Raw genomic sequence first — 12,586 nt, 5'->3', positions numbered from 1 at the left:
TCGCCAGCGCCGCGCCTGATTTTCCCGCTCCTTGCACGTGAGAATAAGCACGCAATAAAGAATTACTCAGACGATTGTGCCGCTCACGCTTGCAGATGCGGCAGGGCTGACCATTATTGTTAATTAACCCGTTCATCATTAACCAGCTTTTGACCGACAGGGCGAAAGGCAAGGAGGAAGAAATGCGCGTTCATCACCTTAACTGCGGCTGTATGTGTCCCTTTGGCGGCGCGCTCTATGACGGATTCAGCCGCTCGCCGATGGCGCATCTCAGCTGCCACTGTCTGCTGCTGGAGACAGACGCGCACGGGCTGGTGCTGGTGGATACCGGCTTTGGCCTGCAGGATATGGCACGTCCCGGCCATCGGCTGTCAGGCTTTTTTCGGCTGTTTAACAATATTCAGTTCGACCGCAAACTCAGCGCATGGCAGCAGGTTGTCGATCTCGGTTTTAAACCAGAGGATGTGCGCCATATTATCCTGACGCATCTCGATTTCGACCATGCGGGCGGCATCAGCGACTTTCCCCACGCGCGCGTGCATCTGCTGCAGCGGGAGCTGGATACGGCACCAGTGCGGCAGAGCTGGCTGCAGCGGCAGCGTTTTCGTCCGCAGCAGTGGGGCAATCACAGCGGCTGGCGCGGCTATGCCAGCGGGGGCGAGCGCTGGTTCGGCTTTGATGCGGTGAGGGCGCTCGACGATCTTAACGACGAGGTGCTGCTGGTGCCGCTGCCCGGCCACACGCTGGGTCACGCGGGCGTCGCGGTGCGCCAGGGCGACGGCTGGCTGCTGCACGGCGGTGACGCCTGGTTTTACCGCGAGGAGATGCGCCAGCCGGAGCGTCACTGTACGCCTGGGCTGCGGTTCTACCAGTGGATGATGTGCAGCGATCGCGAAGCCTGGCGTACTAATCAACAGCGGCTGCGCGCGCTTTCTCTGCAAACCGACGCGAAAGTGACGCTGTTTTGCAGCCATGACCGGCGCGAGCTGGGCCTGCTCGACGGCCGTTAAAAACATTTTTTCTTCGCCTCTTCTCCTTTAACCCATTTTGCGTGATAGTAACGGCGCTTTACATAAATAATTATCATTATCATTTGTATGGGTTAGCTGAATGAAAAAATGGATGTTAGCGCTGGGGTTGTTATGCATAGCGGGAACGGCTGCGGCCAAAACTATTACCGACGTGGCGGGCCGTCAGGTTGAGGTCGCCGCCGAGTCGAAACGTATTATCTTAGGCGAGGGGCGGCAAATTTATCTGCTGGCGGCGTTCGACACCGACGCGCCATTTCAGCGCGTAGTGGGGTGGCGCGACGACTTTCACAAAGCGGACTGGGATGGCTATCGGGCTTATGAGGCGCGTTATCCGCAAATTAAGGCGCTGCCGACCTTTGGCGGCGCGAAAGACGGCACCTTTAACGTCGAGCAGGCGCTGACCCTGAAGCCCGATCTGGTGCTGATGAACCTGGAATCCAGAGCGGCGACCGATGAAGGGAAGCTGATTGAGAAGCTGCAGGCGGTTGGCGTTCCGGTCGTCTTTATCGACTTTCGCGAAGCGCCGATGGTTAACGCGGAAAAAAGCATTCGCATTATGGGCGAACTGCTGAATAAACCGGAGCGCGCGCAGGCGATTATCGATTTTCGCCGCCAGCAGATCGAACGCGTTACCGCGCGGCTTCAGAATTTCCACGGCCCGCGCCCGAAAGTGATGATTGACCGCGCAGGCGGCTATACCGATGAATGCTGCATGTCATTCGGCAATGAAAACTTTGGCCAGATGGTAGAGATCGCGGGCGGCAGCAATATTGCGAAGGATTTGATCCCCGGTACCTTCGGCACGCTTAACCCGGAGCAGATTATCGCCAGCCGTCCCGACGTCGTGGTGGTAACCGGCGCCAACTGGAAGAACTACAATACCGTCGGCAAATGGGTCGGCGTTGGGCCGGGCGCCGACACGAAGGAAGCCGAAGCGCGCCTGCGCACCTTGATGATGCGCGACGCTTTTAAAACCCTGCCGGTCGCGCATAACGGCCACGCGCACGCTATCTGGCATCAGTTCTATGACAGCCCTTACCAGTTCGTCGCCATCCAGGCGCTGGCGAAGTGGCTGCATCCCGATCTCTTTGCCGATCTCGATCCGGACGCCACGTTCCGCGAATTTCACGAGAAGTTTTTACCGCTGCCTTATCAGCCGGGCTACTGGGTAACGCTGCCCGCGGACAAAAGCTGAGTCTCAGGCTGCGGCAGGGACGCCGCGGCATCATCTCCTGAATCTTTCCGTCATCTTTCTTCATATTTACTAATATTTTACAGGCGCGGCGCGTTTTACGCGCTCTATCGCTCAATGACATGGAGATGATAATGACCAGAACCTCGGGACGATCGGCTTTCGCCGTGGCGCTTTACACGCTGTTCGAACCTGTGCCGCTCGGCTTTTTTGTGGCGGCATGGATCTTCGACATCATTTACCTTAACAGTTTCGTCGTGGAGTGGACGCACGCCGCCAGCTGGCTGATCGCCATCGGGCTGGTCATCGCCATTGTTCCGCGTCTTATCGCCCTGATTGACCTCTTTCGCGGCAGCAGCCGCGCGGAGAAGGTGCATTTCTGGATCACTCTGCTGGCGATAGCGCTGGCGATTGTGAACGCCTTTGTTCACAGCCGCGACGCTTACGCCGTGGTGCCGTCCGGCGTAACGCTGTCGACGCTTGTGGTGGCGCTGATGCTGATCGCCAACGTTCAACTTGCGCTGCGTCAGCGCACAGCTTAAGGAGAAGCATCGATGAAAAAGCAAACGCTTATCGCTATGGCGCTGACCGCGCTTCTCGCTGGCTGCGACAGTGGCGCGCAGCTCGATCCGCAGAAACAGACGGGGCCGAACCCGGAGCTGCCGGAAGCGAAGAACTTCTTTATGCCGCCGATGCAGGTGCCGGAAGGGGTGCCGTGGAAGCAGGGTGAGATGCCGAAGGTCGCGCAGGGGCTGAAGATTGAGAAGATCGCCGAGAATCTCAAACATCCGCGCCAGGTGCTGACGCTGCCGAACGGTGACGTGCTGGTGGCGGAGGCAAACGGCCCGGCTAAACCGACCACGCGGCCCAAACAGCTGATTATGGGCATCGTGCAGAAAGCCTCTGGAAAAGGCGGCGAGGGTGGCAACCGCATTACGCTGCTGCGCAACGTGAACGGCAAATGGGAGCAGCACACCTTTATTGAAAATCTCTTTTCGCCCTTTGGCATGCAGCTCATCGGCAATACGCTCTATGTCGCCAATGCTGATAGCCTGGTGAAATTCCCTTATCAGGAAGGCGAAACCGAGATCCGCACCCCGCCGCAGCGGGTTACCGATCTTCCAGGCGGCCCCATTAACCACCACTGGACTAAATCGCTGGTCGCCAGCCCCGACGGCAGCAAGCTCTATGTCGGCATCGGCTCCAACAGCAATATTACCGAGAACGGTATCGGCGCTGAATACCATCGCGCCGCTGTGCTGGAAGTGGACGCTGCGACCGGCGCAAGCCGCCTTTACGCCACCGGGCTGCGCAACCCGACCGGCCTGCAGTGGGAGCCGCAGAGCAACCGGCTGTGGGCTGTTGTCAACGAGCGCGACGAAATCGGCTCCGACCTGGTGCCGGACTATATGACTTCCGTACAGGAGAACGGTTTTTACGGCTGGCCTTACAGCTATTTCGGTCAGCATGTGGATACGCGCGCGCAGCCGCAGCGTCCCGATCTGGTGGCGAAAGCGATTAAGCCGGATTATGCGCTCAGCTCGCACGTCGCGCCGCTGGGCCTGCTCTTCTATCAGGCGGATAATATGCCGCAGTATCGCGGCGGCGCTTTCGTCAGCGAGCATGGCAGCTGGAACCGCTCGCCGCTTAACGGCTATCAGGTGGTGTGGGTGAAATTTGAAAATGGCAAGCCGGTCGGTATGCCGCAGCCGGTCGTGACCGGGTTTCTTACCGACGATCAGAAGCAGGTAAGGGGCTTGCCGGTAGGGCTGGCAGCCGATCGTCAGGGCGGGCTGTTAATTGCGGATGACGCCGGCAATACGGTGTGGCGCGTTAGCGCGAAGTAATAAATCGCAGGCATAAAAAAAGGATTTGGCGTCATGGCCAAATCCTTTCTTTTTTTGTTCGCTTAACGGCTGGTGACCGCGCTGCGAACGAGGTGCTCAGCACTCTCCACAAGTGCGATTCTAAATAGCGCAGAGAAATATTTCAAGTTTCGCCAAAATACTGTATGGTTATACAGGTGTTGAGCGCGAAGCGGACCTCCAGCTGACTGGCGGCTCCCAGGGGCACAGTTTTGAAAATCCCGGCAGGCATCAGGTGGTGCTGGCCTGTGGCTTTAGCAACGAGTGCCGCTCAGCGCTCTCCACAAGATGTGCTTAGGCGCCCGGCGGGTAGAGTCAAAGCCTCGGTAGCCGAACAGCGCGCTCCTGTTGAAGGAGAAGGAAAGTGATGGAACTGATTAGATTGCTCCTGGATCTTATCCGGGTCATCTTGCAGATCATCGTTGCCCTTTTGCAACTGACCGGCCAGGCTCACTAGCCGGAACTTGAATAAAGGCGGAGCTGACCACTCCGCCTTTTTCGTCGGGTTTACCTCTCTGTCTTCTGGATGTCATCTTCGACCGTTACCGTCAGCGCTGTTTCCGGCGCGCCGGGCGCGCGGCTTATCCAGACATCTGACCAGACGAGGCTTTTATGTCTTTGCACGCCATCTCTTCCGCCAGACTGCAGCAAACCTTTATCCATGACAGCGTACGTATGCGCGACACCACTGTCGGGCAGCAGTGCGAGATCCTGGCGCACAGCTATCTCGAATACAGCACGCTGGGCGACTTCTCCTACCTTGGTGAACACTGCAACGTGGCGGACGCGCAAATAGGCCGCTTTACCGCTATCGCCAACCATGTGCGACTGGGCGCGCCGAATCATCCAATGGAGCGCGCTTCGCAGCACCGCTTCACCTATTGCCCGGAGTATTACGACGCCAGCGCCGCGCGAGACAGCGGATTTTTTGCCGACCGGCGCGCCGCACGCGTGATTGTCGGCCATGACGTCTGGATTGGTCACGGCGTGATCGTGCTGCCCGGCGTTACGATCAGCAACGGCGCGGTGCTGGCGGCAGGCGCGGTGGTGACAAAAGATGTCGCGCCCTACAGCGTAGTGGGCGGCGTGCCGGCGAAACCGATCCGCATGCGCTTTACGCCCGCTATCGCCGCGCGTCTGCAACAGATCGCCTGGTGGGAGTGGCCGCTGGAGAAGCTGATGGCGAACCTGGCTGATTTTCAGTCTGGCGACATTGAGCGTTTCTGCGAACGCCACGGCTGACTACACTTAACCGATCGCAACCCAAACAGGAGAGCGCTATGTTTACGCTCTATGGCGTACCGGGCTGGGGATCGGCTATCAGCGAACTGATGTTCTGCCTTTGCCGCGAGCCTTATCACTGGGTGGATGTGTCCGGTTTTGACCAGCCAGGCGAAGCGCGCGCGCGGCTGCTGGCGCTTAATCCACTGGGGCAGATACCTGTCTTGCAGAAAGAGGATGGCGCGGTGCTGACGGAGAGCGCTGCCATTGCGCTGATGCTGGCGGATCGCAACCCTGCGCTGCTCCCGCCGGTCGGCAGCGCGCAGCGCGATCGCTTTTACCACTGGCTGGTGTGGCTGGTGGCCGCTATCTATCCCACCTTTACCTATGGCGACTACCCGCAACGCTGGACTGCTTCCGGCGCGGAGGAGCTGAAACAGAGCACTGACGCCCATCGCGAAAGCGGCTATCGCTGGCTTGAGTCGCAGCTCGGCGAGAGCGCTTTTCTGCTGGGCGATAAGATTACGCTGCTCGACGCTTATCTGCCGGTGCTGGTGAGCTGGCAACCGCGCGAGGCCTGGTTTCAGGCCAACACGCCGAAGCTGTGGGCGATTGCGCAGCGCGTCAAGAGGCGGGAAGAGCTACAGACCGTGATCGCACGCAACCATCTGTAGCTCCCGCTGTTACAGCGCCTGCTGCGCGACGCCGGGCGCGTTCTGCGGCTGAAGACGTTTCTCCGGCTGCAGCAGCGTCATCGCCAGCATACTGCCCAGCGCAACCACTGCGGTTACGGTAAACATCGCATTGTAGCCGTAATACTCCGCCAGCCAGCCGCACAGCATCGGCGAAACAATCGAGGCAAGATTGGCGATAGCCAGCGTCATGCCGCTGAAGGCGCCGACGGACGCTTTAGGCGTCACGTCGATCACCACAGACCAGTAAACGTTATTGACCATCGCATTCAGCGCGTTGCCAAGCGTCATCAGCGCAATAATCGCTGTTGCCGATCCAACGTAAGGGATGGCCATAAAACAGCAGGCGGTGCCCAGCAGCGTGACGGCGGCAAACAGGTTGCGCGCCACGCGCAGGTTACGAAAGCGTGTCAGCAGGCGATCGGCGAGGCGGCCGCCGAACAGGACGGTAATGCAGGCTCCGCTCCAGGGGATCATGGCGACGTACCAGAGCGAATGAAGATCGTAATGGAAGCTATCCTGCAGGTATTTCGGCAGCCATGTCACCAGCGTAAAGGTGATATAGAGAAAGGAGAAATAGCCCAGCGCATTACACACCAGGGTACGGCTGGTAAAGAAGCGCCACCAGGGCAGCGGCGCATCGTCATGCGCGTCCTGGCCTTGGCCGCTACGGATCAGCGCACGCTCCGCCGCGTTCACCGCTGGCTGCTGATCGGGAGAGTCGCTGAAGGTACGCGCAAACAGCAGCATCGCCAGCAGCGAGAAAACGCCCAGCAGGATAAACATCATGCGCCAGTCGTGGGTCAGCAGCAGCAGGCCGACCGCAATCGGCGCAGTTAACAGCGAGCCGGCCTGCGTAGAGAGTAGGCCAATGCCCAGCGCGAAACCGCGCTCGTTATCCGGCGCCCAGTGAGCGATCGCCTTGTTCATCAGCGCATAGGCGGGGCCTTCGGAAAAGCCGAACAGAATGCGCAGGGCGGCAAACCCCATAATTGCCGAGCCGCCAAACAGCGCCATACCCAGATCGCCTGCCCAGGCAGTAGCGATCTCCAGCAGCGACCAGAGCACGCCTGCCATTAGCCACACCTTTCGAGTGCCAAGCCGATCCGCGAGGAATCCGCCGCACAGCGAGCCGAAGAGATAACCAAACCCGAAATAGCTCAGCACCGCACCCAGCTGCACTTTATTGAAGTGATATTCCTGCGAGATGGCGTTAGCGGCGAACGACAGCGCCCCGCGATCGACGTAGTTGATCAGCGCGACAAAGAACAACAGTGAAAAAATAACGTAACGATAGCGACTCGGCTGCATACTGCTTCTCCTGCATGAATAAGGTCAGCATGAGACAAGCAAGATTGATGCCGAATCTCTTACAACGGGCTGGCAGGCTGTTTCAGGCGGCTGAGGCTTTATCTGGCGTTGAAATAAACGCGTCGGCGCATCATCTGGGTGCAAAAAAGCCGCTTTCTGAGGTCGGGAATGCCTGCCAGGCCCGGTCAGCGTTAAGTAAATGTGAGTTTTCTGACAGCAGCCTGAACAAAAGATGCGGTAAAGCAGGGGAATTAATTAGCCGCGCGCTATCAATATCAGTAGCGTACTGGTCATCCCGCCTCTGGACAGAGAGCTTGTCCCCACTTCGCCAGTCCCTCATTCGTTAGCCTTGCTTAAGATCTGGTATATAAACAGTTTTTACGAAAAATTTACCTAAGTTAAAATAACGTTGAAGTTATGTGTATTTATTTTATTTCGACCCTTGAATGAGGAAGAGAAGGATCATGGTTAACAAGCTAACCAGTATCGTGATGGCGATTGTCGCCGTTGCGATGCTCTATATGGGCGGAAAGCTTCTGCTGCTGGGGGGCAGTGCGTTTTATGCGCTGATGGCCGCAGGCTTACTGCTCGCGGCGATACTGCTGTTTCTCAATAAACGTAGCGCCTTAACGCTGTACGCGCTGCTGATGTGGATCACGCTGTTCTGGACGGTCTGGGAAGTCGGCTTCGATAAATGGCAGTGGATCCCGCGCGGCGACCTGTTTGGTCTGTTCGGCGTGTGGCTGGCGCTGCCCTGGGTGGTGCGTCCGCTTACCCAGCGCAAGTTCCATCCTTTCCTGGGCTCCACGGTGGTGATTATGATCGCCCTGGTTATCGGTCTCTGCTTTTACGATCCGCTGCCGCAGCAGGGAACCATTACCAATGCGCGCGCGCCTTCAGCCTCGACCGGTGCAGGCAATGACTGGACGGCCTATGGCGGCTCAACCAATGGGCAGCGCTTCTCTTCGCTGAATCAGATCACCAAAGACAATGTGAAAAACCTTGAGGTGGCCTGGACTTATCACACCGGCGATCTGCGTAAAAGTGATGACGCTACCGAGTATACCTTCGAGGCGACGCCGCTGAAGGCTAACGGCATGCTCTACTTCTGTACGCCTCATAACGAGGTGCATGCGCTTGATCCTGAAACCGGCGCGGTGAAATGGAAATATGCGCCGCCGCAGGATCGCTCCTATATGCAGCAGCACCAGACCTGTCGCGGCGTCGGCTTTTATGACGGCAGCAGCGCGGTGGCGGAGAGCAGCGCCTCGCAGCCTGCCATCTGCCGTAAGCGTATCTTTAACGCCACAACCGATGCGCAGCTGGTGGCGCTGGATGCCGACAGCGGCAAGCCATGCGCTGATTTCGGCCAGAACGGCGTGGTCGATCTGCATGCCAATATGGGCGAAGTGCGCCCGCATGCGCTGATGCAAACGTCAGCGCCGCTGGTTGCAGGCAATCTGGTGATTGTCGGCGGCTCGGTAATGGACAACGGCTTTAACCGCGGCAACCCGTCCGGCGTCATCCGCGCCTATGACGTGACCACGGGCCGTCTGGTGTGGAACTTCGATCCCGCCAATCCTGAGCAAACCCAGCCGATTGCGGCGGATGCGATCTATCCGCAGGATACGCCTGTGGCCTGGGCGACGCTGAGCGCCGACCTGAAGAATGGCCTGGTCTACGTGCCTTTCGGCAACGCTTCGCCGGATGAAGTGGGCATCGAGCGCGACCCCAACAGCAATACGGAGAAATTCCGCGATGCGCTGGTGGCGCTGGATCTGAAAACCGGCGCCTTTAAATGGCGTTATCAGAGCGCTAATCACGATCTCTGGGACCGCGATAACCCGTCTCAGCCGTCGCTGGTGGATATCGACTACCAGGGCAGCCAGCAGCCGGCGGTCATCCTGCCGACCAAAACCGGCAACCTGTTCGTGCTCAATCGCCTGACCGGTCAGCCGATCTATCCGGTTAACCAGGTGAAGGTATCGACCGAAGGCGGCGTCGAGGGCGAGAAGTTCGCAGCCACGCAGCCGGTCTCCAGCCTGAACTTTATTCCGCAGCCGCTGACGGAAAAGGCGATGTGGGGTATTTCGCCGTTTGACCAGATGAGCTGCCGTATCGACTTCCACGAGCTGCGCTACGACGGCAATCCGTGGACGCCAGCGACAGAGAAGGGCTCACTGATTTTTCCGGGCAATTTCGGCGTATTTAACTGGGGCTCCGTCGCGGTTGATCCAGAGCGTCAGCTGCTGATTGCCGCGCCGGTGCGTCTGGCCTATAAGTACAACCTGATTAAACGCACGCCCTCGACCGAAACCGAGCGTCTGTTTACAAAGGATGGCTCGCCTTACTGGAACGAAAACTTCCATGGCGACTACGCTATCCATATTCAGCAGTTTTCGTCAGCGCTGGGCATACCCTGTATCGCGCCGCCGTGGGGCCGTATGGTTGGCGTCGATCTGAAAACCGGCAAAACCGAATGGCTGCGCCGCGTCGGCAACACGAAAAACCTGAATACCACCTTCCTGCCGGGTCGTTTCCCGATCGGTTTCCCGATGGGCATGGTGGCACACGGTGGTCCGCTGGTGACGGCGGGAGATGTTGTGTTCCACGGCGCGACGGCGGATAACTTCTTCCGCGCCTATGACAGCACCACCGGCGCGCTGCTGTGGCAAACCGAACTGAGCGCAGGCGCGCAGGCCACGCCTTCAACCTTTATGGGTAAAGATGGCAAGCAGTATGTGGTGATTGCCGCTGGCGGCCACGGTTCGATGGGAACCCAGAGCGGTGACAGCGTGGTGGCGTTCCGCCTGAAATAGCAGTAACGCATCGCGCAGATAACGAAAAAGCGCCCGTTCGGGCGCTTTTTTTATGCAGAATTACGCCTGCGCCTGTCGCTTCGAACGTTCCTCCAGCACCCGCAGCGCGATCCTGTCGCCAATCGCCTGATCGATATTGCGCCAGTATTCAAACGCGCGTGACAGCACCGGCTCCTCTACGCCGTTAAGCAGATGCCCGCTCACATTATTGACCAGCCGATCGCGCGCCGCATCATCCATCACTTTATTGATCAGCGTATTGGCCTGACCGAAATCGTCGTCATCCTTGCGCAGCGTGTAGGGCGAACGCACCATATCGCCGCTGGCGTGCCAGGTGGCGTCATCTGGATAGCGCTCGCCGTCCGCCGCCGGGCCGCCTTTGCTGTTCGGCGCATAGACCGGATCGGAAACCGGGTGAATACGCATTGCGCCATCTTTGCTGTAGCTGTTGACCGGAGACTGCGGCGCGTTAACCGGTATCTGCTTATAGTTGACGCCAAGGCGGTGGCGGTGCGCGTCAGCGTAGGAGAAGACGCGTCCCAGCAGCATCTTATCGGGGCTGAGGCCGATACCGGGCACCAGGTTGTTAGGCTCGAAGGCCGCCTGTTCGATCTGCGCGTGGTTATCGGTCGGGTTGCGGTTCAGCACCAGCTTGCCCACTTTAATCAGCGGATAGTCGGCGTGTGGCCACACTTTGGTCAGATCGAACGGGTTATAGCGATAGGTTTCCGCTTCGGCGAACGGCATGATCTGCATGTAGAGCGTCCAGCTCGGGAAATTGCCTTCCTTAATGGAGAAGAAGAGGTCGCGCGTGTGGTGGTCGATATCTTTTCCGGCGAGCGTATCGGCCTCTTCCTGCGTCAAAAACTCAATGCCCTGGTCGGTGTGAAAATGGTATTTCACCCAGAATTTCTCGCCCTCGGCATTCACCCACATGTAGGTGTGGCTGGAGTAGCCATTCATATGGCGCCAGGTTTTCGGAATGCCGCGGTCGCCCATCAGCCAGGCTACCTGATGCGAGGACTCCGGCGAAAGCGTCCAGAAATCCCACTGCATGTCGTTATCGCGCAGGTTGTTGTCAGCGCGGCGCTTTTGCGAACGAATAAAGTGCTGGAACTTCATCGGATCGCGAATAAAGAAGACCGGCGTATTGTTGCCCACCAGGTCGTAGTTGCCTTCGGTGGTATAAAACTTGAGGGCGAAACCGCGCGGATCGCGCCAGGTATCCGGGCTGCCGCGCTCGCCCGCGACGGTAGAGAAGCGCAGCAGCACGTCAGTGCGCGTGCCGGGCTGGAACAGGGCGGCTTTGGTATATTTGCTGACGTCATCGGTCACGATAAAGTAGCCGAACGCACCGCTACCTTTCGCGTGCGGCTGACGCTCCGGGATGCGTTCGCGGTTGAAATTCGCCATCTGCTCAATGAGATAGTGGTCATGCAATACCAGCGGGCCGTCAGGGCCGACCGACAGTGAATGTTCATCGCTGGCAACGGGAATACCAGCATCCGTCGTTGTCGGTTTACGCTCATCATTGCTCATGGGTTCTCTCCATTTTTATAGGGATATAGCAATGATTAAGCGTAGTTAAGAATCCCATGTCTGCCGTAGCAGAATGCTGATGATTGCGAAAGGCGGAGATCGAAAAAAGAGCGAGCGCAGAGGAGGGCGACGCTCAGGCGGTATGCCTGAGCGCGGCGATAATTATTTGTCGGTGCCGAAGCCCTGTTTTTTCAGCGCGCCCAGCACGTGCGGGAAGTAGATGTTCTGATAATAGCCGCTGACGCTTTCGCTCCAGCTTTCGCCGTCGGAACGGCCGATATTCTGCCAGTGCTGCACCATCTCCTGATTGTAGCCGGCAATTTTCTCCGCCAGACCTTCGCTGCGGTAGGTCTCTTCGTGACGGAAGGTCTCCAGCGGCAGACGCGGCTTCTGGTGCGACGGCTCATCGACATAGCCGATCACGACGCCCGCCACCGGGAAGGTGTATTCCGGCAGCTGCAGCAGCTCAATCAGCGCCTCAGGCTCGCGACGGATGCCGCCAATCGGCACAATGCCCAGGCCTTCCGCGCGCGCTGCAGCCATAACGGAGCCAAGCGCGATACCCACATCGGTAGAGCCGGAAACGATGCTCTCGATACTCTGCTGAGCGATCTGCTCGCGACCGATTGCCTCCATCGCTACGCGGGATTTATGCATATCCAGCACGAACGTCAGAAACACCGGCGCCTTAGCGATCCACGGCTGGCCACCGGCGATCCGCGAAATCTCTGCTCGTTTCGCTGCATCTCGGGTCACCACAACGGAAACCTGCTGCGAGTTGACTGACGTCGGCGCGCGGTAAGCGGTGCTGATAATGCGATCCAGAATCGCGTCGTCAACCGGTTGTTCAGTAAAGCTGCGTTCGCTTTTATGGCTGGTAAAAATATCAATTAGTGAATTCATGGATCCTCCAGAT

General features: G+C 58.4%; 10 protein-coding genes. 7 read left to right on the top strand and 3 right to left on the bottom strand.

Translation table 11 applies throughout. From position 1 onward, the window contains the following. The first annotated feature begins 182 nt into the window (after positions 1–182). From MHZ89_RS00745 to MHZ89_RS00720, 6 genes are all read left to right on the top strand, one after another. Positions 183–1,010, top strand: a complete 828-nt coding sequence (locus tag MHZ89_RS00745; protein WP_311781457.1) for an MBL fold metallo-hydrolase — start codon at positions 183–185, stop codon at positions 1,008–1,010. A gap of 100 nt (positions 1,011–1,110) precedes the next feature. After that, positions 1,111–2,226 (top strand): ABC transporter substrate-binding protein, encoded by a 1,116-nt coding sequence (locus tag MHZ89_RS00740; RefSeq protein WP_311781456.1) that lies wholly within the window; start codon positions 1,111–1,113, stop codon positions 2,224–2,226. Positions 2,227–2,357: 131 nt separating this feature from the next. Continuing rightward, the gene (locus tag MHZ89_RS00735; protein WP_120452568.1) at positions 2,358–2,765 is read left to right on the top strand and encodes a DUF2231 domain-containing protein; all 408 of its coding nucleotides are present in this window, start codon (positions 2,358–2,360) and stop codon (positions 2,763–2,765) included. A 12-nt stretch (positions 2,766–2,777) separates the two neighbouring features. After that, positions 2,778–4,070, top strand: a complete 1,293-nt coding sequence (locus tag MHZ89_RS00730) for a sorbosone dehydrogenase family protein (protein WP_311781455.1) — start codon at positions 2,778–2,780, stop codon at positions 4,068–4,070. Between the two features lie 630 nt (positions 4,071–4,700). Then, complete coding sequence (locus tag MHZ89_RS00725; RefSeq protein ID WP_311781454.1) at positions 4,701–5,330, top strand: acetyltransferase; 630 nt, start codon at positions 4,701–4,703, stop codon at positions 5,328–5,330. A 38-nt stretch (positions 5,331–5,368) separates the two neighbouring features. Then, a complete protein-coding gene (locus MHZ89_RS00720; RefSeq protein WP_311781453.1) occupies positions 5,369–5,983 on the top strand; it encodes a glutathione S-transferase family protein in 615 nt (204 codons plus the stop codon). 9 nt (positions 5,984–5,992) lie between these two features. Here MHZ89_RS00720 and MHZ89_RS00715 read toward each other — a convergent pair whose 3' ends face one another. Continuing rightward, positions 5,993–7,312, bottom strand: coding sequence for an MFS transporter (locus MHZ89_RS00715; RefSeq protein ID WP_311781452.1), 1,320 nt, complete (start codon positions 7,310–7,312; stop codon positions 5,993–5,995). A 464-nt stretch (positions 7,313–7,776) separates the two neighbouring features. Between MHZ89_RS00715 and MHZ89_RS00710 the strand changes: the two genes are divergently transcribed. Then, a complete protein-coding gene (locus MHZ89_RS00710) occupies positions 7,777–10,131 on the top strand; it encodes a membrane-bound PQQ-dependent dehydrogenase, glucose/quinate/shikimate family (RefSeq protein WP_311781451.1) in 2,355 nt (784 codons plus the stop codon). 60 nt (positions 10,132–10,191) lie between these two features. Here the strand turns inward: MHZ89_RS00710 and MHZ89_RS00705 are convergent, their stop codons facing one another. After that, positions 10,192–11,670 (bottom strand): catalase, encoded by a 1,479-nt coding sequence (locus MHZ89_RS00705; protein ID WP_269949049.1) that lies wholly within the window; start codon positions 11,668–11,670, stop codon positions 10,192–10,194. 162 nt (positions 11,671–11,832) lie between these two features. Next, entirely contained in the window at positions 11,833–12,573 is a 741-nt protein-coding gene (locus MHZ89_RS00700; RefSeq protein ID WP_311781450.1) for a nitroreductase family protein, read from the bottom strand. Positions 12,574–12,586 lie beyond the last annotated feature (13 nt).

It is taken from the genome of Pantoea sp. ACRSB, from assembly GCF_022346905.1.
Classification (GTDB): domain Bacteria; phylum Pseudomonadota; class Gammaproteobacteria; order Enterobacterales; family Enterobacteriaceae; genus Pantoea; species Pantoea piersonii.
This window is presented reverse-complemented; position numbering and strand designations above follow the sequence as displayed.

Bases quoted from the DNA above. Each gene is read 5' to 3' on its own strand.
- MHZ89_RS00745 (WP_311781457.1), top strand. From the start codon at position 183: ATGCGCGTTCATCACCTTAACTGCGGCTGTATGTGTCCCTTTGGCGGC.
- MHZ89_RS00740 (WP_311781456.1), top strand. From the start codon at position 1,111: ATGAAAAAATGGATGTTAGCGCTGGGGTTGTTATGCATAGCGGGAACG.
- MHZ89_RS00735 (WP_120452568.1), top strand. From the start codon at position 2,358: ATGACCAGAACCTCGGGACGATCGGCTTTCGCCGTGGCGCTTTACACG.
- MHZ89_RS00730 (WP_311781455.1), top strand. From the start codon at position 2,778: ATGAAAAAGCAAACGCTTATCGCTATGGCGCTGACCGCGCTTCTCGCT.
- MHZ89_RS00725 (WP_311781454.1), top strand. From the start codon at position 4,701: ATGTCTTTGCACGCCATCTCTTCCGCCAGACTGCAGCAAACCTTTATC.
- MHZ89_RS00720 (WP_311781453.1), top strand. From the start codon at position 5,369: ATGTTTACGCTCTATGGCGTACCGGGCTGGGGATCGGCTATCAGCGAA.
- MHZ89_RS00715 (WP_311781452.1), bottom strand. From the start codon at position 7,312: ATGCAGCCGAGTCGCTATCGTTACGTTATTTTTTCACTGTTGTTCTTT.
- MHZ89_RS00710 (WP_311781451.1), top strand. From the start codon at position 7,777: ATGGTTAACAAGCTAACCAGTATCGTGATGGCGATTGTCGCCGTTGCG.
- MHZ89_RS00705 (WP_269949049.1), bottom strand. From the start codon at position 11,670: ATGAGCAATGATGAGCGTAAACCGACAACGACGGATGCTGGTATTCCC.
- MHZ89_RS00700 (WP_311781450.1), bottom strand. From the start codon at position 12,573: ATGAATTCACTAATTGATATTTTTACCAGCCATAAAAGCGAACGCAGC.